The following is a 25,769-nucleotide window of genomic DNA, read 5'->3' as shown; positions in this document are numbered from 1 at the left end:
TTACGCACTCCCGGGCACCTTCACCAGATACACATTCTTGTTAGCCGCCGCCTGCACCAGCATATCCTCCACGTCTTTGGACACTTCCACCCCTATCGCCACGGGCACCTTGTTCGCCGCGGGGTTCAAGCCGCTCGCCTTCCCGGGCTCGATTTCTATACCGTCTTGCCCCAGGACCTTCGTCACCAAGACGTTCTCACAAACCTTGGGCGACTGAGCGTTATTGCCACTCTGATTATTATTTTTGACCGCAATATGGATATTGACCTTCTCTCCTGGCCATACCGCCCCTGAAGATGGCAGGTCGACCGGGAGCAGGATTTCCACCATCCCGGGCTTTGCGCCCAACTCGCCTACAGCGTCTTTCCATACGTACTGGCCTTTGAGAAGCGACACTTTCGCCTCTTTGCCTTCGACGTCTTTAAGGCTGGCCGCCAAACCTGTCGCAACAGATTCCGGCACCTTGATGGTCGTAATGCTGTCGGCCGTTATCCTTTCTCCCGCCGGGATAAACTTGGCCGCCTTGACCACTTCCACCGTCTTTGTCGCCTGGCGGTATTTGCCGTTCCCGGCGGCAAGAATGACGACGGTAAATACCAGTGCTAAAACCAAAGATACGATTATGCCTACTTTCCTGCTCATGATCAAATTGCGACGCGGATACCTCCAGGGGAGGAGCGCCACGTTAAGCCTCCTTCTTAAAGTTTCTTCGGCCTTACTAAAGACTTATGCTACAACAACACACCCATAGCGGCATTTGCTTTTGTTAATATCCTTTCCAGCCCCCGGAGGCCCCGGGAACCACCTGCCTTTTTCCCAAAAAGCCATCCCTCTATCTGCCTGCTCCCGGACGTACTTCCGGATAGAGGCAGGCAGCGGTGCGGAAGTCTCCCACAGGAAAAGGCATCCCGGCATCTTTTCCCTCAACAGCTCCAGGTCTAAAGCCATTTCTTCCAAAAAAGGGGTCAAAGAAGTTTTCTTCCTGCCGGGGAGCAGATGTACCTCATAGGCATTTATCCACGTCCCTTCAAGGCGGTGCCCGCTCAAGCCGATTAAAAACTTGACCCACCCCTTTCGCAACGGGACTAAACCTACAGTCTTAAGCCCCAAATTGCGACTCGTCCTAGACGCCGTCTTCCTGGTCAAACACCGCCAGCGAAACAACACTGCAGCTAAGATTAGCTGGCCGACAAATAAAATATAACCTGGCCTGATGCGCCCGCCAAGCAGGCACACCAGGCTCATCATAGTTAAGGCCCAGAAAAGCCATGAAAACAAATCGCGACCTTTGACGCCCATAAGCCTTAACCGGATATTTGCCTGTTCTCTTCGGGTTTTTGACCGGCCAGCCTCTTGTTATAATTATCCGCCGTCTTGTAAGCGTCATAGATAGCATATACCCAAATAATTATATCCGTCAAAAAACCTATGGCCACTGCCGTTAATAACACACTTACCGCTGCTGCAGCCAAAAGCAAAAACCCCTTTTTGAGTTCCCCGTTGTAAATCTGGCCCAAGCCTGGAATAAAGAAACTCAATACGGCTGCTACGCCCGGATTCTTCATTATTTATTTTTTGCCCCTTTCATTTATTTTTAAAATGTTTTTTTAAAAACATCTGCACTAAGGCGACGTGTAAACCACATTCAAAGTGCCTGGAATATACATGCTCACCGCTTCCCCTTTGCCGGTCAGGGTTACGGTAAAAGGTTTGATAAAGCTGCCTACCCTGAAGTCAAAGGGATACGACACCTCCGCGGTCACCGCTTGCCCCCAGGGTTTGGGGGCGTTGGGAGCGGACACGCTCACCTTCAATTCGGACCTGTTTAGGTTATGCTCCTGTACAAACTGCTTCAGCTGCGTGTCCGCCTCGACCGTATAGCCTCCGTAGCGCCCCTGGCTGGCGGCCAAAAACTGGGCCTCGCTCTGCAGCATATACCACTGCCCGATCATGGCTATAAATAATCCCGCGCTCAGCGCGAACCCCAGCAAAAAAAAGAGCCCGCCTATCAGGGCTATCACTTTTTCCAGCATACATCCTTCGCCTCGCTAAAAACCAAAGCTTGTCTTAATCCAGTTAGTAGCCGCGCTCCAGAGATTAGAGACGGTATCCGGCGCAACGGATTTCAATATAAGTATGATCGCCACGACGACGACCGCCGCGCCAGCGGTCCATGCCAGTTGGTCTAAACTGCCGCGTTCGTCCCAGGCTATTTTTAAACCCAACCGAACAGCTTTTTTAACTTTTGCAACAAACATTTGTTAATTCCCCCTTAAAAATAAAATAAAGATAAAATAAAGATAAAACATAATTTTAGGTATCCTAAATAAACCACAGCTTGATTGAATGCACTATCCAGAACAGCATGATAAGAATCACCAGAAGTAACAGTATAGCCAAAAACGCGCCGATTGCCCTGCCTATGATTGCCTCACCCCCCCATTAAATTAATAAAAACGACTATCCCCCGAAAACCCCGGACAGCCTTAACAGCAAAAGCTTCACGCCAGGATATCCAAATTCTAAAGCCGCGCCGACTAAACCCAGGACGCATACCAGAGCGAAAATAGCCGTCTTTCCCGCAGTAGCACGGGCGGCCATCTCCTCTTTTAACCCTGCCAGCTGGTCGCTGAGGTCCGCAAAAATATCGCCTTTTGCCGCGGTCGTCCAGCTGGTGGCGAGCCGGAAACATATCGCGTCCATCAAGGGATGCTTGACTTTCCCCGCCAGCTCGTCGAAAGCCCCCGTCACGTCGCCAGTCCTGGCGATCCTGTCCAAAGCTTTTTTCAGCTCGTCGCGGAGCGGCCTGGGTGTAAAAGGCAGACTTAAGGCCAGGGCTTCCCGCGGCGTCACCCCTTCAACTTCCCGGAATGCCGGGATAAAATTTAATAAACTGGGGATGCCTTCAAGTGTTTTTTCCTGCCACTTTTTAAATTCTTTCTCTACCAGCAACCCTGTCAAAAATACCCCGACGGCAAACAGGACCAGGGCCGGCAATGCCGCCCAGGCGCCTATAAAACCGTAACAGAGAAAGAAGCCCAGGACACCCAACCCGGCACCGCTTAAGATGCCGGTTTTGACCACATCCGCGGCGCCGCGGCCTATGGCTTCAAGCATCTGCCCCCGGCGACCTTCAGCCAGCCCGCCCTGTATATGCCTTTTTATACTCCCGGCTGCTATTTCAGCAGGAGTTACCGCTTCTTTGCCGGGCACAAATAAAAAAAGCATCAGGCACAACAACGACGCAAACAAACCCAGAGCTAACGTAGTACCACCCCTTTCCAAGAAAAATATTGCGGCGCGGGTTCTTCTGACTTCAGTCAGGAGGGGAGCGCCGCCTTGTCCGGTTTCCACATCGGCTTATGCAGTTCCTCGCCGCATGCCCCCTACTTCAGTAGGGGGTAGTTGATTCCGATTCTTTGCTATCTTTCTTTGCTATCTTTGCTAATCTAAATCCCGCGATTCCGACGTTTTGGCGACGAATAACCCCATCCCTACTATCAGGGCCGAAACGGCGGCAAGCACCAGTTTCCCGGACCCGGCATAAGCTTCCCGCCAGGCCGTCGCGTCAAACAGCAACCCTACGACTAAGATTATAATCACGACTACTGCCGCCAGCCTGGATTCGTAGGTGGCGACTTTACGCTCTCGGACCAACCTGTCTTTCAACCGCAAAGCAACTCCCAGTTGTTTTAACCCTTTTGCGGCGGCAGCCGGGCCGCCGGCGCGTTCTGCCGCCGCAAGGACGGCCGCCATCGCTTTTATTTCTATCAAACCGTATTTGTCCGCCAGGCCGTTGAGCAGCTGCGGGTAAGTATTGTAGGCGTTAAGTTCCCGCTTACCCCTGATTTCTTGAAGCTCTTTTCCCAACGGCTCAGGGATGCGCTCGGACAGAGTTTTAATCACCTCTCCCGTCATCAAATTGGCGGCAAACATGCCCCCGGCCGCGACGATCATATCTTTGGCCACCTGCCGCAGCCTTTCTTTCCGGCGGTTTTCCGCCAGCTTCATCAACCATCCGGGCAAAAGCCACCCCGGCACGGCCCAGACAATCCCGCCCAGGGCTGTCCCGCACAAGACGCTGCCCGCAAAGAACATAACTGCCGCCCCGACGGCTGCGCTCCCATAGACTTTAAAGAAATCCTTCGTCCTCTCCACTTCGGGAAACTCGCCCACGGTCAAACCGTAAAACAACACAGCCAAGCTCAAAAATAACCCTGCAGCCAGCAAACTGCCACCCCCCCTTTTTATCCCAGGTACTTTTCGGACACCTTTTCATATTCCGGCTTCAGTTCCGCGCCGCTGAACGCCAGTTTTCCCAGCCTTTCCGGCGTGACGGGGTTCTCATAAATCCAGCGCCGCTCTTTGCCGCGCGAAGCCGCAAAAGCTTCCGTGTCGTACCTGATGATCGTCCTGTACCCTTCGTTTGTCACCTCCACCAGGGCCATCAAGGTCCTCCTGCCGTCGAAACTCTTGTCCAGGAAAACAAGAAAATAGAACATCGACCTGATGATCTCGTCGAGAAATTCAACCGGGAGCTGGACGCCGCCATCTAAAAACATACCAAATAACCGCGTCCGTAAATCATTGACATCGCCGGCGTGCCCGGTAGTCCAGAACCCCCCGGACGTGGAAGAAGCTATCTGGGACGCCGCTATTATTTCCTTGCTCCTGATCTCGCCCACTATGCTCCGGTCGGGGTTGTTCCTGTTCATGGTCTTGCACAGCTGGGTCATGTCTACTATCGTCCTGTCGCCATAAACCAGTTCAACCAGATTTATGCAGTTAGGCAGGTTCGGCAAGTACATCTCAAGACTCGTCTCGGCGATAAATATCCTTTCCCGCGGGTTGATATGCTGGGCAAGAGAACGGGCAAACGTGGTCTTGCCGCTGTCCGTCCTCCCGAAGATGCCTATGTTGGCGTGCCCCTTCACCAAAAGGTCCACCATCATGGAAGCCGCCAGCGAAGGCAGCATTTCATACTCCACTAATTTTTCCAGCGGCATCGGCGGCCGCAGTAAAGGCGACTTGCGGATAGTCAACGCCGTCCCCAACGGGCTTACCTTAAAGCCCATCACCGCCACCCGGCTGCCGTCCTTCAGCCAGGCGTCCACTATGGGCGCGTCTTCAGTGAATGGCCTGCCGACGTCCTCACATATCTTTTGGCAGTAACGGGTCACCTCTTCGTTGTCCTTAAAATATCCCCTCCCCGCATCATGCAGTTTGCCGTGCTTGCCGTAGAACACCCTGGGGCCGTCTTTTGACGGGTTTACCATCACCTCCGTTATCTCTTCGGCTTCTCTGCCCACAAAAAATTCTTGCAAGGGCCCGTAGCTCGTGGCCTGGCCCATGATCGCTTTTACTACCCCTTCAACTTCGCTGGGAGCCAGGTCTTTGCGGGTCAGGACGTAATTCTTTACGACCGTCTCTGCCGCAGTATAACTTTCGCCTACTAACTGGTCGGAAAATATCTCGGGGTGCTCCCGTGATATCTGGGCCGCCAGCTCGTCGATGATCTTCATGCGCTGGCGCTCGACCTCGACCAACCAGTTGTGAGTTTGGAATTCTAATGCAATCTTAACCACCCCCCCAAAAAAAAGAAAAAACCGCATTGAGCGGTAAACTATTGACAATTTTCGACAGGTTTTGCTGCAAGCTAGCAATATAATTTAATCATCGAAAAAAATTTCCAGTGAAATATGCTACCAATATTAGCATTAACAAAAAAAGCTCACCTAAAATTTCTATTGCCAAACTTCCTCTTCCATAATATAGGAGGTTAAAAAAATTGAAACCCATAGAACTTCGTTTTTCGTTATTAGTTTTAATTTCATCTGCACTCTTATTGTTTTTTTTCATTGGTGACAGTCCTCGGGTCTCCAATTCCTCCGTCGTCGCTGGATACTCCCTAGGGAGACTCAACTCTCTATCGTCACTCAGCACGATTACGCGCTCCTTTTCGTCGCGTTCTCTCCAAAAAGACATAGCCAGCATCCTCACTAAAGATACTTTCCCATTCACAATGTTCACCCCCTTTTTTTATCATTAAAAATTTTTATCATTAAAAACAAAAAATCAACGCATCAACTGCGTACTCTTAACCGGCGCGAAATATCGCATAGGCACTGTAACGTATTGAGGCCCAATAAACGGCAGGCTCTTTCCCCACACCGGCACGGTGATTGCGGCCATAAATCCCGGCTGCCTGGCCGTGCCGTAGGGGATGGGGTCGCCCGGGTTTACCGCCGTGAAGCTGTCCAGCGTTATCGGCCCGGGGTAAGGGCTCCCGGGGCCGGGCGCGAACTGGTTTCCGGTAAAAGTGGTGTTGGTCATCTGGGTGAAGGCTAATATGAATTTTGTTTCCGCTTCCTGAAACCTTACAGGCGCATTATCCATTGTTCCCATCATATTTGCATTAGCCGCACTAAAATTTGCCGCTTCCCCGAACCACATATACGTAGCCCAGGCCAGCTTGTAGGCCCCTAAAGCCACCCCCACCACCATCGTTATTAACGACAGCATCACTATCAAAGTTATTACCAGGAGGAAGATGGTAATAAAACCATCTTCCTTCCTGGCTAAACACCTCATGCACCGCATCATAAACTATTTACCCCCGTGCCGTTGACCAAAAGGTTATCGGCCGCGCTGCCGTTAACGGCTGTTTCAGCTTGGACCAGATCGCACTTGCCGCTGTCTGGGTCCGGCACGCAGTATTCGTATTTCACTTTGATCTGATATTTTACCGCAATGGGATATTCCGTCGGGCCGGGGACCATTTCTTTGGTTTCCATGTCGTATATCGGCGCCCCTGCCGTACTCCAATCTTCTCGGAAGCTCGCTCTAGCTTCTACGCTCGACACGTCGGGCGTCATCTCATCCCCAGGATAATCCATGTTTACGGTCACCGTGCCGTCCGGGGGCACGAAATGCCCGAAAGTGAAGTCGTCGGCTCGCTTCGGGTAGGTGATGGTCGCGCCCAGGACCTGCCAAGACGTTATCCGGGGATTGTATTTCAGTATCGACTCCGGCAGTATCTGGTTCAGGTCCGGCTGGGGGATAGTAAGCGTCGCCTTCACCGTGTCCGTCCACTTCGCTGTCCCCGGCTCTCGCGCCATTGAAGGCACTTCATTCCCGTATATATCCTGCCCGGCCTGGCTGTAAGCCTGCAGCGTTAAATTACCGCTCCCCCCTGAAGGTTGCGGTATTACCGGTGGTACGTACACTTCCTTGGAGTTGTTCGACCAGTCGCGGTCGTCCGGCGGGTTAACCGGGTGAATCTTCGCGACTAAAGTGTTGCCCCCGTCCGCGCCGGCAAAGGTAAAATTATAGCTCTTTTCTTCCCCGGGTTTGAACTCCACCACCTGGCCGTCCACCCCGGCTACCGGCTGGCCGTTATTGGTCAGGCTCAAAGCTCCCTGGACAGGCTGCGCGTAATCATTGGCCAGCCCAAAAATTACCGTTCCACTGTAGGAACTGCCGGGGGTTACGGCCGAAGCGCCGGGGTCCAGGGTCTTAACGTACATATCCGGGGCTATGGGTTTAACGGTAACGTCAATATAGTTATCGTCGTACCCAGTTTCTATAATGCTCTCATTGGGATCTATCATCACCCGGACGGTATAGGGCTGGTTCTCAACTTTGAATTTCAACTTAACCGGCACTTTCCCCCAGGCGGGGAGGGTTAAATCCTTCACCGCCAGGTCGAACTGCCCCTGGCCGTCCCTTTTAGTGCCGACGTCCGTCGTCACGTCGGAACCGACTTCGCTCACCGCCGTAAACTCGACTTCCTTCTCTTCTCCAGGGACCCCTGTCACTTCATTCGGCCCGGTTAGCTTCAGGTTGCACCAGGGCGTGATGGCCCCAATAAAGCCCGGTACTGAGCCGGGGTCGCTCTGTAAATTGCTGGCCCAATCTTTGCCGCGGTAGAAGCCGATGCCGGTAGGCGTCCTCTCGTCATACCGCGGCATCGCGTCGGCCGCTACGGCATAGTTATTTTCTTGCGGGCCTTCGTTCAAAAAGAGGTGGTAGTAATAGGTGGAGCCGTGGGCGAAGGCGTCTAAAGCACGGTAATAGCTTACGCTACTATCAGCCGACGGTATCTGCCGCCCGAATATGGACTGGTACTTGGCCGCCTGGGCGTCATTCATCCCTGCGGCCTGATTCAGAAAGGCTTCCCGGGAAGGCAGAGGCATGTTCAAATAAACCCCGTCGGACATATCGGCGCCCCAATCTTTCCCCTGGGAGTGGGCGACCACTTTCGGGTCTATCCAGTTCGCCGTCTGGACGGTTTTATCGTCCAAAGGCACCGCCACTTCCCCTGTGGTAGTCGCCGGCGCCGGGGTCATGGCTGGATTGATGGGTATATATAACTCATTTAGCCCGAACCGGCTACTCTCCTGCGCCCATTCCGGCTTGGTCCAGAGTTCGCCCCAAACCAGGTCGGGGTTCTTCAGGCTAAAGGCGTTAGTCTCGGTGTTATACTCCGTCCCGTTAGGGGATGGGTCGTAGAAAAGCACCGGGACGCGGCGGACAAACCAGGTCATGCCGTTGGAAAGGGGGGCCTGGGAGTCGTTCGGAGCTCGTTTATCTTGTCCATCTTCATAAAAAGCAAAAGCCGGATTGGCTAATGCCATAATGAGCAGCAAAAAGAAAAAAGCCCTGAAAAAGGCTTTGCGTAGCATGGAAAATTCACTCCTCTGAAGTTATTTTATTATGCCTACTTGTTGCAGGTATTTTAAATCCCTATTTTCAGGGATTCCGCCTTGAGTCATCATCCAACGACCATCAACTTTTTTAAATCGAGATATCCCAACTCCAATATCATAACCTTTTTCTTTGTTCCATAACCTATTTACGACAATAGCTATAGAGTTATGTTTTTCCGCCACTTTTGCTTCTTTAACCTCTACCTGGTAACTTTTTCTCCCATCATTTCGGTCGGCATATAAAGCCTTCCGAGCACCTTCAAAGTAATTCCTGGTCACCCGCTTGTAAGGGAGCTTATCATAGAAACTCAAATCCACGTTACGCCGGGCTTCGAAATCCATAGCGTCGGCATTTACGTCCTCAATGGCTTCCTTTTGGGCCTGGATCAGTTCGTCGTCAGAAGGCAAATTATTATCTACACTTCGAGCCACCCGGAGCAGCAGGACCGCCGCCTCGCCCCGCAGCAGGTTCTGGCCGGCCCCCAGGACGCCCGGGCTGACGCCCTTCATTAATCCCGTCTGGTTGGCGTAAATGGCGTCCGGGTCGGAAGTGTCTGTAAAGGTCGCCCCCTGGTCCTTGACCGCCACCTGGTAGACTTTGGCCAGCCTGCCTAGCCACTTAGCGGCTTCCAGCCTGGTGATGGGCGCGTCCCAGTCCCCGGACCTGTCGGGGATAACTCCAGCTTTAACTAAACCGTCTACCGCCCCGTCGTACCAGTTCAGTCCCGGAGTGCCGCCAGCGTCCACGATTCGGCTCAATACCGCCGCAAACTCCGCCCGGGTCATGTTGTTGTTTAGCCCTAAAGTGCCGTCAGGGTAGCCACCGTAAAGCTCGAAGTCGATGGCCTCGATGATGTCGTCCTGGCCCCAAGAAAAGTCCTTCGTGATGGTGTCTTTGTCGCTGAAGCGGTACTCCATTTCAGCGTGGGCCGGCAAAGCCAGGGCAAATGTCATTATCATAGCAAGCAAGGCTAATACGCTAATTTTCTTCATGTAAAAATTCCTCCTTGTCATTTTGATTTACGTCCTTGTTCCGCTGCTCTATTTTCCTTAATTCTTCCAGAATTTCCTGCACTTCTTCCTCCGTGAGGACTTCCTGCAAAAAAACATACCCCCCTTACTTGGATTTGCGACAAGTACAGTTTACCAAATTGTCCCTACTATGGCAACGGTATGCGCGTACCTTTGATGGCCACCCCCTCAAAAAATAAAAGGCCGGTTTGTTACCAGCCCTGAGCTTATATCCTGCTGATGACTTTTTTGCGCCAGCAGCTATTTAAATTTTAATTGCTCTTTTTCCTGTATTAACCAAAACTGTCCCGTATTGCTTGAACTGTTCCGGCAAAAATTCTAGCAATTTTTCTGGTTTCCATATCCCCATAAGCATTGTGCCTGTTAATCCAGCTTTATATAGCCACAATATGCCCGCAGCCATTCCCTGGTAATGAACAGGCAAAAAAGGAACCTTAAAAACCACTGCGATAGTGCTTAATATGCGAAATATATTGGCTATGTTTGGCGCTTCTTTTCCTTGCACTTTTGCGTTGACTATCATCCAAAAGAAAAGAAAGGCGAACAAAGCTTCTGTCGATACTAAACTTGACAAGAAACCAAAACTTCCTAATCCGATAAGGTAAACAACTAAAGCATTTTGCTCAATGCTTTTAGCTTTCTGCACTAACCACCATAATCCACCAGCCAACATCATCATAAATTGTCCTATCCTGGAAACTGATTCGCCTAATCCAGAAACTATGTTAGAAGGTAATGAACTTAATCCGGCCATAAAAAAGTCCCATACAGAAAAAGCGCCTACTATAAACCCTGTATAAGTAGGAGCAAAAATCCAAATAGCCGCACCTGCTACAAATAAAATCACGACCATCGTCATCGGGATCGCTACAGTTAAAACATAAACCCAATTCAAAAACAAATGGACCAAAACTATTCCTATTACACTTACAAGCAATAGTTTATATTCATTTAGCGGGCCAAAATGAAAGTTTTGCAAAAAAGGCCATAATAATAGAAAACTAATAACATATAACGTTCCTATTAATATGGCCGGATCTTTTATCCCGAACAAAATGTTTTTCGCAACTTTGGTAATATTATCCATGCTTCTACCTTCCCCCTTTCTTATACACCTAGTTTTATACCAGAAAAACTAGTGGCTTTTTAAGCCTAATTTAAAACTTGTTGCGAAAAGGCTGTCCTTAAGGGCAGTCTTTAAACGTCATCCAGCCTTTTCTCGCCCACAAGAAAAACGGGGTTTTTCCCGTTCTTTTTTTGGGCCAATGTAGTGCTTCAGAGCAAAGTTGTTCTCTACTTTTTAACTTTCTTTGCGTCGAAAAATCCCCGTCTAAATTAAAAAATCCTTTTGGGCGGCACATAAGGCTCAAAATATCTCCTGTCGTGGTCTCTCGTAAACAGCCGCAGCCGGCAGCCGGGATATTTTTCAGATGCTTCTCTGACAGCCTCGCAAATGCCGCCGTCACCTACAATTATCGGTCTGACAAAAGCCTCGTTATCGGTCACTATCACCAAAAAAGCATAAGTATCGTCTCTCGTTAAATCGTCCAACCACATAATAAACAGCGCGATCACAGCCGCGCCTTAACCCCCTCTCGTTTTTTTAAAAAATCCTCTCAAAATTTCGCCCCAGTCTATCCTCATGGTATTTCCGCCACCTGCCGTAGCGATAAAGCGTTAGATACGCTGGGGACTTGAACTGTATCCCTAAAGTTTCTTCTGCTGGGGCTTGAAACAACCATATCCTGGTTTTTTTGTGATTTGCTTTTACCTTTGCTTCTGTGCTGACAAAAACGCTTCTTACAGCTTCCCGAAACCAACGCCTTCGCTCTTCCCGTCTAACTGCAACCGAATATTCTACTCCAGGCAGTACTTGTACCCATTTCCCGCCCGTGTCCTTCATGACATCCAGCCGCATGAAAGGGTCGGCAAAAGAGTTGAGAGGCGATACTTCCGGCGCCCACAAAAACAACACGTCACCGCCTATTTCTTTCAGGGTATTCTCCACAACAAAAAAATATTCGCTTCTGAAAATGTCTGGTTGCCCTATTCCGGGAAGCAGCGCGTAATAATTTTTATCCAAATCTTGCACGAAAGCCTGTATACGCTGAATTCCCATCCGCTTTGCCAGGCATACCCTATGCTTGCCTTCTTCTACCCAAAATTTCCCTTGAAACTCGACCAAAAAAATAGGATCGCGTTCAAAAAACGGGGTTTCGTCTCTCAAAAACCTCTGGTAAAACTCCCCGCAGCGGCTTTTTAAACATAACGGCAACGTATTCTTATCGGTGAAAGCGTCCTTTAGAAATTCGCTTACTTCTTCTTCTGTGTGCCAGTATGGCTGCATCCCGAAATGATTTAGCAAAGTACATCTGTTTCCCAGATCTACTGGTTGCTCAATATCTTTCGGCGAAACCGACACAAGTTTTTCTCTGGCCTCAAGCATTGCCTTTCCCGCCTTCCCCGGCAGCTTCCTGCAGGGCAACCCTCAGCGTGCCCACGGTGATCGGTTCATTTCTCTCCAACGCCCTCCAGGCAGCCTCGTCCACCAGAGCCTTTAAATCCGCCGGCGACCATCCCTCCGTATGTTCGGCTATCTCTTTCAGCCCTTCCCGGGTTATCCCTTCTACCTTGCGGCCTTTCAGGAAGAACTCCAGGAGCTTCACCCTGTCTTCAAAACCCGGCAGGCCGACCTCTACTTTGAAGTCAAACCTGCCCGGCCTTAAAAGGGCTTCGTCCAGGACGTCTATGCGGTTAGTCGCCCCTATCACCAAGACCCCCTTTTCTCCCTTCGCGTTGAAACCGTCCATCTCCGCTAGAAGTATGTTCAAAATCAAATCGCTGGGGCGGTTTAGATTCATGCCGTCTCTTCTCTGCCCTACCGCGTCTATCTCGTCCCAGAAGATTATCGCCGGCCGGTGCGCCCTGGCGTGCGCGAACAAGTTCCGCACCGCCTGCTCGCTCTGCCCCACCAGGGAAGCCGTCAGAGAAGAGGCGTTAACTACATAAAAAGCGCACCCCAGAGCTTCGGCGCACACCCTGGCAAAGGAAGTCTTGCCTGTCCCCGGGGGTCCGTAGAGAAGCATCCCTCCCGGCGGCGTCAGCCCGTACTCTTTGTAAATCCTGCTGTCCATCGCCATCTTGATGGCGTTTACAGCTATCTGCTTCGCTTTTTCTAGGCCTATAACTTTATCTAAAGCAGCCGGGTTCGGCCTGGGGTTCATGTATATATCCACCCCGGGGATCTGGTAATTCGGGGCGGCCGGCTCAGGGGCCTTTTTGGACGCCTGGACGTTTTGGCCTTCTTGAGAAGCGGCGTATTCTGACGCCGGCCGGCCCAAAACCGCTTCCGCGGGCCGTTTATGCCAGCCGCCGGCACGAGCCGCGATTTTCACAGCCAAAAAGGCGGCCGCGCCGCTCAATATCATCGCGATAACAAACCGGAACGCCTCCCACCCCGTGTTGCGCGATGCCAGGGCTGCCGCCAAATGCGGCAGGTAAGAATAGATGGCCTTGCAAAAAAGGATTATCCAGCGATAATAAAAATAAGCCCCCAGGTAAAGCATTATCCCGGCGCCGGCGATCAATTCGCTGCCTGTAGTTGGCCCGTTCAGGAAAACCGACGCCAACCCGCCAACTATATACCATTTGGCGGGTTCGAGAAAAAACGGCATATTTGGGCGGTTGTATATTTCTTCCATACTCAGATAAAAGCCCCAATAGGCGAACGGCACCAGCGCTAAAACCAGTTTAACCCAAAATTGATAAGTTTCATCTTGTTTTTGGTTGGCATTCATCGAGCGATCATCTCCAGCAAATAGATAGCGCATCCCACGCACACTAACGAGGAGACTACCGTGACCAGTTTAGTTTTCGCTAAAAATTTCCTGAATGCGGGAGACACCCACAAATAATTGCCGACCAATACAGCGAAGGGCAAAGGTTTGGTTAACCCTAGAAGAGAAAAGCCTTCCTCTGCTATCTGCAGCATAAAAATGTCAAAAACCATAAGATAAACGGTGGCCAAAAAGGGCGACGCTAGAAACACCCAGCGGTGTTCGGGGAACAAAACCAGGGTGAGCCCGTAATAAGCCACGACCAACGGTAGGCTTACCCCCCGCTCTTCAGCTACGAAAAACATAAAAACAACTTCACTCACCACCCCCCAGAACACTCCTATCCAGGGCTGCCCGGGAAAATAATGCGCCCCGGCCGCAGCCGCCAACATGAACGCCGCTAAATACGGCATCGCTGCCCCCTTCTTTTCTAAAATTTGTTAATTTGAGTTTATTGACTCCCGGACGTCAGCACCAGCAGCGGGTCTATCGTACCCCCGCCAGGCAAAATATGCACCTCAAAATGCAAATGCGGCCCGGTAGAATTCCCAGTAGAACCCACCAGGCCGATCAGCTGCCCCGGCGTAACGCTGTCTCCTTGATTGACAAGTATCCGCAATAAATGGGCGTAACGGTAAAGGTGCATCCCGTCCGTCACGTCGATATAATTGCCGTAAATCGAGTCATACCCCGTGAAGACCACCTTGCCTGCCGAGACGGACACCACCTCCGCCCCTATATTAGCCGCGATGTCTATACCGTGGTGCGCCCTCCTCGTAGCCGTCGCTACAGGGTGGTAAGTGTCGGTTATCAGCCTGGAAGAAGGGACGGGCCACGTGGAAGTAAAAGACTGAAACTGTGCCGCGTATTCGTAAATCGGCCGGGCGTAATCAACCAGGCACCTCTGCAGGGCGTTCGCCCCCCGGTAGCCCCCGTAAAACGCCAGCACCGGAAGCGCCTGCTCCTGCCAGTTACCCTTCCAGTTTACATTGCTTCCCAAACCCAGTTCGTGCAGCATAAAAGCCCCTACAAGTACTTGCGCCCGGGGGTTGTCCCTGTCCTGGACGGGATCGAACCCGAGCTTGGGGGCTTTCTCTTTCCAGTTCGACGGGCTTAACTGCATCAGGCCGTAGCATTTCGTGTCGGGGTTTTCCGCCTTCGGGTCGAAGGAGGATTCCTTGAAAGCCACCGCCGCCAAAAACCACCAGGGTATCCCGTATTTCGTTTCCGCTTCTTGAAAATAACCCATCAGCTCCGGCGGCACCATAGCGCCGGATATGAAGTCGTCTATCGGCCGGTCACCCAGAAGCCAATTGAGCCATTCCTTTTGGTTGTTAAACCCCCTGCTGGCTTCCCATACAGCCATCCTATCCTCCGTTATGCTGTCCCCGGAAATATTATACAGCTGCTTCAGATAGTCGTCCAGGCGCTGGTAGGGGTTAGGCAAAATTTGTTTTGTGTCGGACAACTTCTCGTAGGTTATCGTCACGGCGTTCTTACCTTCGCCGTGAGTCTCCGAAACCCACTGGTAATGATACTGGTAATGCCCCTGAATTGTGTACGCTTCTACCAGAAGATACGCCGGTGATATGTCCGTATGGCTTTTGCCGTCTTCGTCAATGCTCGACACTATGACCGCCGAAAGCTTGTAGTAAAAATAAGGGTGAAGGTCTTTGGCTACCTGCTCCTTCACCTTATCGGGTATCTCGTCCTTGCCGTTTATGAAAGTCCAGTACAAACCGGCCGAATGGACCATACCCCAGGTCAAGACGTTTCTCTTGTCGTTCCCGTACCTGTCGGCCAGGGTATGAATATTTTCCGCGCCTTTGCCCGGGTAAAAAGGTTTCTGCGGCGAGGATTCGTAGGCGTCGCCGTCTTCCGGCATGACCATCTTCCCGTTTACCACCCAGGTATCGGCTATATTGTACTTGTCGCATAACTTCTGGTACTGCTCCTGCATAACCTTATCCTGGGGGCTCGGGTCTAACCCGGCCAGCGCTTTCTGCGGGGCCATTGCACCGTAGACCGCCGCCACCAGCATGGTGATTACCAAAAACGCGGCGATTACCGGCAAGAGCACTGGTAAGTACGGTAAAAGGAAGGTAAGGATTGCTTTTAGCAGTTTCCGTTTGGCCCACGACTTCCCCGCCCGGTAAAATCGTTCCAGCAAAACAAGGCTCCCCTTTCTAACTTAAAATCCCAACAAACAAAAAAGGCGTATCAGCGATACGCCCATTAATTAATTGTAACAGTGGCGGAGAAGGAAAATATTTCCGCATCCTCATTCCAATCTCACCATAGGTTTTTAATTAATTGCAGCTCTCTGCTTTTTACCTTAAAAAATTGCGTATTTTATCGCCGATAACCATAAAATATCACGTCTATGCTTGCCTTTTCAGGCGCTAACGCCCCCCAAAAAATAATCGCAGCAAACGATTATATATCGACAAATTTCAACAAGTTTTGTTGCAAATTAATAGTATAATTGATGTGCAAAATTATCTTTCACTATCTCTATTTATTTAAGAGGCAAATGAAATATGGCTATAACTATAAATACATTAAAAATTAACCCCATTATTATGCCATATAGAAATGCTTTTTTATATGTTGAGCGATAATACCGCAAAATTAGTGCGGTAAAATTTATAATCAAAACAACAACCGCGTCTAATATATATTTCTGTAATATTAAAGTACAGTAAAACAAAAACAAAGGAATAACCATAAAATAAAGGGCAGTTAAACATTCGGCCACTTGAAATAATATTTTAACAAAAGGTCTATTATTAATCATAATTTTATATCCCTCTTTTTCTTAAAGGAGATTTTAACAATGATAACAGGTGATTTTATTATAAACCTTATAATAACTACTTTGTATAATTTTGCTATATTTATTATACAACAAGCAATACGCGATTATTTAATTCTTGCTGGCATCTGGGGCTTATTAGAAATTATGAAGTTAATAGCTAAAAATTCTATTATCTTAACAAGCATTGTTTGGCTAATCCGAATTAGCGTTCTGTTAGTTTTCATTTACCTCGTTGCCAAACAACTCCTGGAAATTCTTTAAGGTTAACTAGGCATCCCATAATCCCAACCTTTTACCTATTTTCCGTCCGTATCGATAAGTCCCAACCATACCACGTCCCGCCATCCCGGTGACGACCGGGGCCTGCGGCCCGACGCCGAATGCGGAACCGGCTACACCGCCGGCTATTTTCGCCGTCCCCACGAAGGCGTCATTTGTCTTCGTATATGCTTTTACCGCATCCCCGAAGCTCATGCCGCCTTCCTGCCTGAACTGTTTAATACCGCTACCTATTTCTTTTACTGCAAGCGGCACGGTGGCCGCATTGGCCATTACCGTCGCCGCCAGTTTTCCCGCGCCGGGCATAAAGCCGTCGGCCATCGACGTCAGCTGCGATATGCCGTTGTAAATTTTGTGGCTTTTATCGTCGACAGCGGTCATGTCTTGAGTAAGCTTCGAAGGGTCGGGCACGTCCCAGGGCTTTTGCCCGGTGCCGTCGATTTCTTGCGTCGCGACAGGAGGCAGAGGGTTCTCTTCCGGCGACTTTTCTGCAAGTTTGCCCGGCTCTTCAATACCGGGCACTTTAGCTCCTGACGCAATGTCTGGCGATATGTCGCTTTTTTCTCTTGCATCTTGCGCTCCGGCTCCAGGAATCTGAGATGACCCTGTTGCAGAATTCTCGCCGGATACCGGGCCGGCGGATATGCCTCCTCCGGAAGCCGGGCCTTTTATCGGGCCTGCGCTGTCAGATGCGCCGGGCATGCCGCCTGCCGCAACCACGCCTCCGCCGACAGGGTTCACTTTGGGCGCCTGGGGACCGCCGCTTGTCCCGCTTTTAAAATTGCTCGCGCCTCTCAACCCAGCGCCCGTCACATTGGATAAGCTGGACAAGGTTTCTCCTACTTTACTACTTATCTTTTCTTCCGGCACGCCCAGAAAATTCAAAAAGCCCATCATGATATTCCGGATGAAAGAAGCGAGGGGGAAAAATAAATACATGCAGGTCAGCGTCGCAATCATGCTGAATTTGGCTTTTTTATTGTCGTTCGCCTGGGAAGAAGCGGGGATATCGACTGAGGCGTCCAGCATTTGGATATGGATGCCGCTTTCACCGGAGCTGTTCCCATTGCTTGAACTGTCCGGCAAATTGCTGTTGCCTGCCGGGGTTACGCTGATGGGGTTCCCCTGGGCATCTTTCATCAAATTGTTAAAATCGAGACTTGAATTTGTAGCGTTGCCTGTCCCTGACGGCTGGCTCCCTTGAAATTGGGTCTTCATTTGCTGGGCTTCATTTTGTAAACTGCCAGCGGCGTTAGGATCAAAATATTTATTGCCTGCAGCCTGCTGCGCTTTACCGCTCGCGTCATTAACGACATTACCCGCAGGTTGGCTTGAATCAACCCGATAGTTGCTATCGTCAGTATTACCGGGCGGTTGGCCCGCGTCTACCAGTCCCGGCCGCCAGTCGGGATTCAATAAATTTGTCCCCGCAGCATTGTCCAGCGCCTTTGCGAGATTCGGCGCCGTCAGGATAAAACCCAGCAAAAGGCATAACTTTAATATATTCCGGGCCAAAGATTTTAAAACCGACCGTGACATAAAACCTCAGCCCCGGGTTTTTCAACCCGGAACTTCTATCCCCCTTTTAGGCCGAATTTTTCTCGTGCGCCTCTCTAACCAAAAGAAAATCTGCAGGATTTTCCATTATCGACCGCAGGTAATCAGGAAAAGAAACTTCTTCTAGCGCTGCATCAGTTATCTTTACCGAAGCCGCCCTTCCAAAATGGTACGCGCGTACCTTCTCTTCCAAAGCGGCAAAAGGCAATATAAAGAACCTGTCGTATTCCCAAAACGCGATAATTACAAACGCCGCCGCCCCCGTCCGGGCGCAATCGACGAGGTATTGGTATTGGTGATCTTCCAGCCTGGACAGCGGCCACCGTCGTCCCTTCGACACTTCTTTGGCTTCGAACGCCACGGGCAAAGCGCGCCCGCCCGGCATGAGGACGTGGCCGATGAAATCCACGGCCGCCTTTTTCTCTATTTTGGCTGACACGATGCGGCCCCGGCCGTCCCGTATCGGTAGCCATGCCGCCGGAACGCGGTGGACGACGGCCACGCCCGCACGGCGGTAGTATTCGTTGCTCATCTCGATCAGTTCTTCCAGGGCCCGACCGCGGTTGGCGCAACTACCACCAGCTTTCGCCGTCATCCCACCAACCCCCAAACGGCCTAAATGCGAAACCGCATCCCGCCTGGTTGGCGATATCCTGGTATCCCCCGTGCTGCATGACATACTGCAGATCTTCGGGCATCTCGTTCAAATTTAGTCCGAACAACATTCTACGCACGCCCCCTTTCTTTTAGCTATTTACAAAAAAACACGGGCTTTTTAGACCCGCGCTCCAGCACCAAGACAGCACTTAACCCAGGTAGGGTTTCTGTTAAGATTTTTGTTACCCCCCCTGGGTCATTGGCCTTTGTTTGTTATCTCCAGTATACTCGTTGCGACCAATTTTGTCAAGCGTCATTTTGTTAATCGTGCGGGTTTATTTAATCCCACCAGAGGAAGTCGCCAAACGGCCCACAACCAGGGAGCTTTACGCCTACATTGCTGCATTTTAATCCCACCATAGGAAGTCGCCAAACAGGTGCCGCAGCCTGCCCCCGTCCTACCCGTGTCGAGTTTCAATCCCACCATAGGAAGTTGCCAAACATCCTGGCTGGGGTGGGGGTTTACGAAGTTCAGCGCGTTTCAATCCCACCATAGGAAGTTGCCAAACGGTATATGCCCCTGAGGCGGCCTGCTGCCGAACTTCGGTTTCAATCCCACCATAGGAAGTTGCCAAACTGCAGGGGTAGCCGGGAGGTGGTAGGGGATAATATAAGTTTCAATCCCACCATAGGAAGTCGTCAAACCACCAGTGTACCCTGGGTAGCGCAGGTAAAGGCCAGGTTTCAATCCCACCATAGGAAGTCGTCAAACGCCGCAGCGCTCCTTCGCTGTATTCTGGCGGCAGGTGTTTCAATCCCACCATAGGAAGTCGTCAAACTGACGAAAGAAAGGAGGGACTATCACGGCGTATTCCGGTTTCAATCCCACCATAGGAAGTCGTCAAACCCAGGGGTATTCGACGATGCTACATTCTTCGCCCTGTTTCAATCCCACCATAGGAAGTCGTCAAACACTTTTTATCATTTTCCGTAAGGTCGTCATACACCAGTTTCAATCCCACCATAGGAAGTCGTCAAACTCATTTTATATACTTCCTCTGTCATGCCCCGCTCGGGTTTCAATCCCACCATAGGAAGTCGTCAAACATGCAGCAAATGGAAAAAGGCGGCGGGTTAGATACAGCGTTTCAATCCCACCATAGGAAGTCGTCAAACTTCAACACCCCGGATCAGGGAACCGGCGCGGATATTGTTTCAATCCCACCATAGGAAGTCGTCAAACTGCCTCGGGCGTTGATCCCCCAGGCCAGCCAGTTAGGGTTTCAATCCCACCATAGGAAGTCGTCAAACTCCGGTTCCACAATCCGGCCAATGGCTACTGCGTTTGTTTCAATCCCACCATAGGAAGTCGTCAAACGAAAGTGCCCTTTTGGTATACGAAACCTTTATGGATGTGTTTCAATCCCACCATAGGAAGTCGTCAAACCCCTGCCGGCCTGGCTTTCGTACTCGCCTTCCGCGTGTTTCAATCCCACCATAGGAAGTCGTCAAACCTGCCGCAGGGCCGGGCCAACACGGATACCTACCTCCGTTTCAATCCCACCATAGGAAGTCGTCAAACCATTGCGGCTGGGAATTTGTGTCCCCGGTCTACTTCCGTTTCAATCCCACCATAGGAAGTCGTCAAACTCATCCTGAAACCCGCGTCTTTCCTGGATTTTTAGTCGCTCTGGTAGCTATTTTTGTCGTCGACCCCCAATGATGCAAAAATCCCCGATGATCGACGACATCCCCCTACAACCTTATCCTGGTATGCGCGTACCACCTTCCTTATTTTGCTTCAGGCAATGCTTAATCCAGAGGGGCAACTTGTTAAGATTTTTTGTTACCCCCCCTGGGGCTAATTCTTTGTTGTCGCTTCGATTATACCCCATATGACTAATTAAGTCAAGCAAAAATGTTTTTAGACCCACGGGTTTATCGCCCGCGCATAGAATGCCTCCCAAAGCCCCACATTCGGCCCCTGAACGGCCCTTCTCCCCCGGGTAATAGTTTTGCCGGTTAAAATGGGGCAGAGTTGACATAATTATTCCGTTAATGCCATTAAAAGCCCTATCGCTAAAAAAATTAGTAATGCGGTGCTTCCGGCTGTTAGGGCCAAAATTCTGGCCCCGGCAACCGCAAATCCAGAAGCTACAACCAGCAAAGCCATACCAACGGCCAGCCACTTTTGAAGATAATTGAAACAATCTTTCATGCAATTTTGTTCTTCCTTTCTTTTCTTTTTAGGAAGTCCACACTTTCAAAAACACCAGCAGCAGCGTCCAAACCATAGCGTGGGCGGTCTGCATGAAAAGGTTGGTTAATATTTCCCCGGCCCACATTTCAATCACGTATTTTGACCTGCTGGCGGCCCACATCCCGGCGAGGACCGGCGTGCTGATCAAGAGCACCACCAGCATCATCTTGCGGATGACGTACAAAATGTTGACGCCGACCACCGCCCCCCAGGCCGCAAATTTGACTATCGCCGCCACCAGGGGGTTCCAATCGTTAGTAATCAATGCATCAAAAGTCCCCACCAGGTCCAGTTCGTTTTTTAACACGCCGTGGGCGAGCATATAAAAGAAATTTACCAGGCTGTTATTTATAGCGGCAAATAACTGGAAGAATAGGGGCGTGGCCATGACTACAAGGATGGCCCCGACAGAATAAACTATACCCATCTTGGCCTCGGCTCGCTCGCCTGGGTTATCTTTTCCGGGAACGGCCATCTTATACGCCGAGATCGCTATGGCAAGCAAAATAAACGCGCCCAGAAACCCCGCCAGCGCGAAGTACCACCTGCCGATAAGCGTCCATTCGTAAGGGTAAAAAGGTCCGATATTGCCCGTCAAAACATCGCCGCTGGCCGGATCAAGGTTATATACCAAGGTACTCACTTTATCCAGCCCAAACAGATACTGGAGGGCGTGCACTATGGCGTCTATCGGCGCGGCGAGTATTCGCGAAAACATGCTGTCTCACCTCAAAAAAATAATCCCGCGCTCTGGCAGGTTGGGCCGGCCGCAGGCAGTAACTTCTCGCCCGGCACCGGCCGCCAGTCAGGGTTTAATATCTCAGCTTGAGAGTTTCGAGGCAAAGTCACTGGTGCCGGCAGGTAATTCACCAGAACCGCAAATACTGCCAGCACGGCTAGCATTAGATAAGCTTTATAAGCATTTTTGATCCGCAACATTTCCAGGTCTCCTTTCTGAATAATTTTAAACTTTTAGGGATTTAAAATGGAGGATATCCTTGGTACCAGTATTCCTTGCCGAAACACTACTACGCATGATGGAAACGGGGCACCGTTGCTTGAGTTGCCAAATTTGAGCCTGCCTTTGACAAACCTTATCTCCGCTGCACGCATGACGTATCGATGCCACCAGCGGGTATCCGTGCGGGATGGAAGAAGGCATACCACAACGGCGCCATTTTGCGTCTCCAAAAACGCCTTTTCTACCCAGCGGCCAATTTCCCGGCCATATGGCGGATTCATCCAGCACACCTCCGGCGCCCAGCGCTGGCGCAAGCCGTCCTGCTCCAAGCTGAAAAACCTGAGACATTTTGCATTTTCCGGCCGGGCGCAGACGTCCAGGGTAAAATCGAACTCTTTGTCTAACTTCCGGAAAAATTCCACGGGAGTCTCCCATTCGGAAATTTTGCTGGAATATAACGCAGGATTGATCATCTATCCTTCCTCCAATGGCACGCCCAGCATATCTGCTTCCCACCTGGAAAGGTTGACGTGCACCGCCGCTACCTCTCCCTGCACGTAAAGGATGCCGTCGCCTTTCCCACACTCGTTACTTGTGACGAAATCAACGCAGCCTTCCGAAAGGTTTAACGCATTGGCCAAAAGCCTCGCTTCTTCCGGTTTGGCCCGCATCAAAAAGGCCGCCGCGCACTGGTCGAGGATGTTCTTGCCTTCGTCGGTGTTGAAATCCCTAAAAGATTGAGTGGTAAGCGTCATGGAAGTGCGGTATTTTCTCCCACGCTTAGTGGCGTTCAACAGGAAGGTCACCGAATTAGGGTGCCGCATGAAAGTCCAGGCCTCGTCCACCACCAGAGCCTTGTACCGTTGTCTCTGCCCTTTTACTAAATGTTCCCATATCCACATAAAAATTACCTGCGTGGCGTAATACCGTAAAAAGGCATCCTTTTCGGTCGGCTTCAGATCAAAGCATATCAACCTCGCTTCCTGCGGGTCGACTTTCGTAAGCCCGTCAAAAAATCCTAACGTGCCGCCTTTCAAGAAAGGCTTAAACAAAAACGCCACGTGGTCCGCCTTTTTGCTTTCCAGTCTCCTGGCGATATCTGAAAGGGTGGGCATCTCTTTCCGGGTTTTCCCTATAGCAAACCCTTCTTCGGTTTCTTTTCCGCCGGGGTTGTACAGGCTTTCCGGGTCCCTGGTTATCCCCCTGCTTTCGTATTCCTCCCTTATCGCCTCCTCAATATAGGTCACGTCGTCTATGTTAAGCTTTTCGCCCCGCTGCTCGACTACGGAACTAAGCAGCGCGGCTATCTCCCGCACTTTTCCCGGAACGTCTACGTACTCCGTCTTCGCCTGTTCGTCCCATTCCGGCTCTATATCCAGAGGGTTAAAGACCGCTTCGGCTGAAGGATCCAGCCGGACGTAAAGCCCACCGAAGCGCTCTAGAAGCCTGTAATACTCTCCTTCCGGGTCCAAAAAAATAACCGTCATGCCCCGGACGGCCTGCCGTAACGCTAAAAGCATGGTCGTCACCGACTTTCCGGAACCGCTTTGCCCCAAGATGAAAATATGGGAGTTGAAGAGGTCTTTCCTGAAGGGATCAAAAAAAATCGGCGCCTGGGTGTGCCTGTTATAGCCCCAAAATACTCCTGCCTGATGGCTAAAATCAGCCGTTAACAAAGGCATCAAGGTCGAAGCCCCACCCGACAGGAGATTGTGGTACCGGTAGCGTTCTATCCCCCCTAAAGGCGTTATCCCTAAAGGCAATATATGCTTAAAAGCCTCGTCCTGCCAGAATTCTAACACGACAGCTTTACAGTTGGCCGCCGCCAGGGCGTCTTCTACTTGCTGGCAGCGTATCCTCAACTCTTCTTCGTTATTGGCCGTCACGCTTACGAACATACAGGCGTAAAGCATACGGTCATTGCCGGAATGAAGCAAATCGCGTAATGCCTGGATTTCCTCTATAGCCCTCCTTAAGTCAGGCTCGTTAGACACGTTCCCCCTTTTCACGACTTCCAGCTTGTACTGAGAACTGGCCTCTACGAGTCTTTTGGTCAGCTGGTCTATAACCCGCCTTCTGGGCGGCGGGACAAAATGCACCGAGACGTCTATGTTGCCGCTGTTCCACAAGCCGTCTAACCAGCCGACCTGGGTGTATTCCGGCATTGCTTTGATTATATAATTCCTCCGGTAAACGCCGTTCACCCGGACGTGCCTTTCAAACAACCTGATGCCGTCCGGGGTAAACAATTCCGTCGGGGATACCATGTTAGCAAAAAAATTAAGTTCGTCTTCCCGGCCTATAATTTTTACTCTTTTGTCAGTTCCCGTATTATAGTTAACACTGCGGGATTCGACGCTTTTGGCTTCCGGCTTCAGCGCCGTACTGGATTTGCTCCGTTTAAACATAATTTCTTACGATTCCCCTTCCCCGTCAAACCTGAAAGCATATTTGGGCTTTTCTTTGCCGGATTTCTTTTTCCATTTGCATAACCAGCAGTTGCAGGACATATTCCATTTGGCCAGCTTGCCGGGCTTTTTAACCAGCGGGTCTTTGCCCGGCGGCAGCCACCACGACCACCGCCGGATGCCAAACCGCCTTCTTATTACGCGCTGCCGGTGGTGCCTTCGCAGCGACCGCATCCATACCGGCCGGCCCCGCCACCCGCAGGCTAGACAGACACCTTGCCAGTTTACAGTCTCCTGGCCGCAAAGCGGACATATCTTGCGCCGGCGGCCGTCCGGCCCGAGATAGCCTTCCAGCCAGGAAAATTCCTGAGTTTGCACCGTTTTGTCTCCCCTTCTTTACGAAGCCGCAGCAACTATATTAGAACCGGCAACTATTTCTCTTCCTATATCTGCAGCGCCATCGCCAGCTGAAACAGCCTCCGGCATCTTTTCTGCCAATTTATCCGGCATCGCCACGCGGACATATCTAAGTCCTCTTTGGCAGGTCTGCAGCCTGAGCCACAGGCAGTGCGCGCACTCCCTCTTGGTGCCAAAAATGAAAAACATCTGGCATCCTTCCGCCAATTCCTTCCCATCTTTTACCGGCTCTTGTTTTTTTGTTTCCGGCTCTCTTATCTCAGTTTTTTTTGCTTTCTTAGACAAAATTACCATCCCTTCTGTTAATTTTTGACATAATTTTTAACAACATCATAACAGATTATCGTAAATTATCTTACCAACTACTAATCCTATCAGGAAAGGAAAAAAGTGTGTTACAATTAGCCCTGATAGATATCGGTTTGCTGCCGACAAAACTGCCCCTCCGAACAAAGCCGCCGCAATTGCTTTGAAATATTTTTTCAGCGTGAAGGGTGATTTCATGATCAATAACCTCGCTTCTTATGTGGCTGGCATAGCCACTTCTTTGCTGGGCAACTATATCTGGGAATGGCACAAAAAACACGGCTGGAGGAAACTTAGAAAATTTGTCCCCCACAAAAAATATCATCCTTCCCAACATCTCGAAGAATCTGGTTTCCTGAAAGCAGGCAAGAATGTTGTTCCCTGGGTTGTTTGTTCTTACGGGCCCTACGAGCGGGAAAACATCGAAATTTTCTACAACCCACATGAAATAAAAAAGCCTGCTGAAATACAGCGGCTTTACCAGGAGCTCGTGTGCGGCCAAAGTCCTATCAATTTTATAAAAATTAGCCCCCTGAAAACCCACGGCCTCGTGCCGTGGGATGAAAGGGGAATCATTAAGCTATGCAAAA

The 25,769-nt window shown here is 50.6% G+C and carries 26 protein-coding genes and 1 CRISPR repeat array; of the genes, 1 reads left to right on the top strand and 25 read right to left on the bottom strand.

The window, feature by feature from the left end; genetic code table 11:
• From SDD30_RS14290 to SDD30_RS14170, 25 genes are all read right to left on the bottom strand, one after another.
• Entirely contained in the window at positions 1–612 is a 612-nt protein-coding gene (locus tag SDD30_RS14290) for an SAF domain-containing protein (protein ID WP_434075610.1), read from the bottom strand.
• A 692-nt stretch (positions 613–1,304) separates the two neighbouring features.
• Positions 1,305–1,565: a DUF5683 domain-containing protein gene (locus SDD30_RS14285; protein ID WP_434075609.1), complete on the bottom strand. Its 261-nt coding sequence runs from the start codon at positions 1,563–1,565 to the stop codon at positions 1,305–1,307.
• Between the two features lie 57 nt (positions 1,566–1,622).
• The gene (locus SDD30_RS14280) at positions 1,623–2,033 is read right to left on the bottom strand and encodes a hypothetical protein (RefSeq protein WP_434075608.1); all 411 of its coding nucleotides are present in this window, start codon (positions 2,031–2,033) and stop codon (positions 1,623–1,625) included.
• A gap of 15 nt (positions 2,034–2,048) precedes the next feature.
• Entirely contained in the window at positions 2,049–2,258 is a 210-nt protein-coding gene (locus SDD30_RS14275) for a hypothetical protein (RefSeq protein WP_434075607.1), read from the bottom strand.
• Between the two features lie 202 nt (positions 2,259–2,460).
• A complete protein-coding gene (locus SDD30_RS14270) occupies positions 2,461–3,117 on the bottom strand; it encodes a type II secretion system F family protein (protein ID WP_434075606.1) in 657 nt (218 codons plus the stop codon).
• Between the two features lie 327 nt (positions 3,118–3,444).
• The gene (locus tag SDD30_RS14265) at positions 3,445–4,209 is read right to left on the bottom strand and encodes a type II secretion system F family protein (protein WP_434075605.1); all 765 of its coding nucleotides are present in this window, start codon (positions 4,207–4,209) and stop codon (positions 3,445–3,447) included.
• 38 nt (positions 4,210–4,247) lie between these two features.
• Positions 4,248–5,585 (bottom strand): ATPase, T2SS/T4P/T4SS family, encoded by a 1,338-nt coding sequence (locus SDD30_RS14260; protein ID WP_434075604.1) that lies wholly within the window; start codon positions 5,583–5,585, stop codon positions 4,248–4,250.
• 88 nt (positions 5,586–5,673) lie between these two features.
• Positions 5,674–6,021 carry a hypothetical protein gene (locus SDD30_RS14255; RefSeq protein ID WP_434075603.1) on the bottom strand — a complete coding sequence of 116 codons (348 nt, stop codon included), beginning with the start codon at positions 6,019–6,021 and terminating at the stop codon, positions 5,674–5,676.
• Positions 6,022–6,075: 54 nt separating this feature from the next.
• On the bottom strand, positions 6,076–6,603 hold the full coding sequence (locus tag SDD30_RS14250) for a hypothetical protein (protein WP_434075602.1): 528 nt from the start codon (positions 6,601–6,603) through the stop codon (positions 6,076–6,078).
• Positions 6,600–8,684 (bottom strand): hypothetical protein, encoded by a 2,085-nt coding sequence (locus SDD30_RS14245; protein ID WP_434075601.1) that lies wholly within the window; start codon positions 8,682–8,684, stop codon positions 6,600–6,602. The genes SDD30_RS14250 and SDD30_RS14245 overlap by 4 nt, the downstream gene beginning before the upstream one ends.
• A 21-nt stretch (positions 8,685–8,705) precedes the next feature.
• Positions 8,706–9,701 (bottom strand): S-layer homology domain-containing protein, encoded by a 996-nt coding sequence (locus SDD30_RS14240; protein WP_434075600.1) that lies wholly within the window; start codon positions 9,699–9,701, stop codon positions 8,706–8,708.
• Positions 9,688–9,810, bottom strand: coding sequence for a hypothetical protein (locus tag SDD30_RS14235; protein WP_434075599.1), 123 nt, complete (start codon positions 9,808–9,810; stop codon positions 9,688–9,690). The genes SDD30_RS14240 and SDD30_RS14235 overlap by 14 nt, the downstream gene beginning before the upstream one ends.
• Before the next feature lie 174 nt (positions 9,811–9,984).
• A complete protein-coding gene (locus SDD30_RS14230) occupies positions 9,985–10,827 on the bottom strand; it encodes a hypothetical protein (RefSeq protein WP_434075598.1) in 843 nt (280 codons plus the stop codon).
• A 248-nt stretch (positions 10,828–11,075) separates the two neighbouring features.
• A complete protein-coding gene (locus tag SDD30_RS14225) occupies positions 11,076–11,315 on the bottom strand; it encodes a hypothetical protein (RefSeq protein ID WP_434075597.1) in 240 nt (79 codons plus the stop codon).
• Positions 11,316–11,343: 28 nt separating this feature from the next.
• Positions 11,344–12,186: a hypothetical protein gene (locus SDD30_RS14220; protein WP_434075596.1), complete on the bottom strand. Its 843-nt coding sequence runs from the start codon at positions 12,184–12,186 to the stop codon at positions 11,344–11,346.
• On the bottom strand, positions 12,179–13,537 hold the full coding sequence (locus tag SDD30_RS14215; RefSeq protein WP_434075595.1) for an ATP-binding protein: 1,359 nt from the start codon (positions 13,535–13,537) through the stop codon (positions 12,179–12,181). The genes SDD30_RS14220 and SDD30_RS14215 overlap by 8 nt, the downstream gene beginning before the upstream one ends.
• Positions 13,534–13,989 carry a hypothetical protein gene (locus SDD30_RS14210; RefSeq protein ID WP_434075594.1) on the bottom strand — a complete coding sequence of 152 codons (456 nt, stop codon included), beginning with the start codon at positions 13,987–13,989 and terminating at the stop codon, positions 13,534–13,536. The genes SDD30_RS14215 and SDD30_RS14210 overlap by 4 nt, the downstream gene beginning before the upstream one ends.
• A 38-nt stretch (positions 13,990–14,027) precedes the next feature.
• Positions 14,028–15,746 (bottom strand): M23 family metallopeptidase, encoded by a 1,719-nt coding sequence (locus SDD30_RS14205; protein WP_434075593.1) that lies wholly within the window; start codon positions 15,744–15,746, stop codon positions 14,028–14,030.
• Between the two features lie 915 nt (positions 15,747–16,661).
• Positions 16,662–18,212: a hypothetical protein gene (locus SDD30_RS14200; RefSeq protein ID WP_434075592.1), complete on the bottom strand. Its 1,551-nt coding sequence runs from the start codon at positions 18,210–18,212 to the stop codon at positions 16,662–16,664.
• Between the two features lie 46 nt (positions 18,213–18,258).
• Entirely contained in the window at positions 18,259–18,825 is a 567-nt protein-coding gene (locus tag SDD30_RS14195; protein WP_434075591.1) for a Holliday junction resolvase RecU, read from the bottom strand.
• A 338-nt stretch (positions 18,826–19,163) separates the two neighbouring features.
• Positions 19,164–20,477: a CRISPR direct-repeat array (repeat unit 31 nt; unit sequence GTTTCAATCCCACCATAGGAAGTCGTCAAAC).
• Positions 20,478–20,590: 113 nt separating this feature from the next.
• Positions 20,591–21,049 carry a hypothetical protein gene (locus tag SDD30_RS14190; protein ID WP_434075590.1) on the bottom strand — a complete coding sequence of 153 codons (459 nt, stop codon included), beginning with the start codon at positions 21,047–21,049 and terminating at the stop codon, positions 20,591–20,593.
• A 24-nt stretch (positions 21,050–21,073) separates the two neighbouring features.
• Entirely contained in the window at positions 21,074–21,805 is a 732-nt protein-coding gene (locus tag SDD30_RS14185; protein ID WP_434075589.1) for a hypothetical protein, read from the bottom strand.
• Positions 21,806–22,059: 254 nt separating this feature from the next.
• Positions 22,060–22,521, bottom strand: coding sequence for a DNA N-6-adenine-methyltransferase (locus SDD30_RS14180; protein ID WP_434075588.1), 462 nt, complete (start codon positions 22,519–22,521; stop codon positions 22,060–22,062).
• Entirely contained in the window at positions 22,522–24,456 is a 1,935-nt protein-coding gene (locus SDD30_RS14175) for a VirB4 family type IV secretion system protein (protein WP_434075587.1), read from the bottom strand. It lies immediately after the preceding gene.
• A gap of 396 nt (positions 24,457–24,852) precedes the next feature.
• Positions 24,853–25,158 (bottom strand): hypothetical protein, encoded by a 306-nt coding sequence (locus SDD30_RS14170; protein WP_434075586.1) that lies wholly within the window; start codon positions 25,156–25,158, stop codon positions 24,853–24,855.
• 217 nt (positions 25,159–25,375) lie between these two features.
• On the opposite strand from SDD30_RS14170, the gene SDD30_RS14165 reads away from it, so the two are divergent.
• Positions 25,376–25,769: hypothetical protein (locus SDD30_RS14165; protein ID WP_434075585.1), on the top strand; the 394-nt coding region annotated here is incomplete at its 3' end.

It is taken from the genome of Moorella naiadis (nom. illeg.), from assembly GCF_051020825.1.
GTDB classification, from domain to species: Bacteria; Bacillota; DSM-521; order Neomoorellales; family Neomoorellaceae; genus Neomoorella; species Neomoorella naiadis.
Note: the sequence above shows the minus strand (reverse complement) of the source record. Positions and strands in the feature narration are given on the sequence as shown.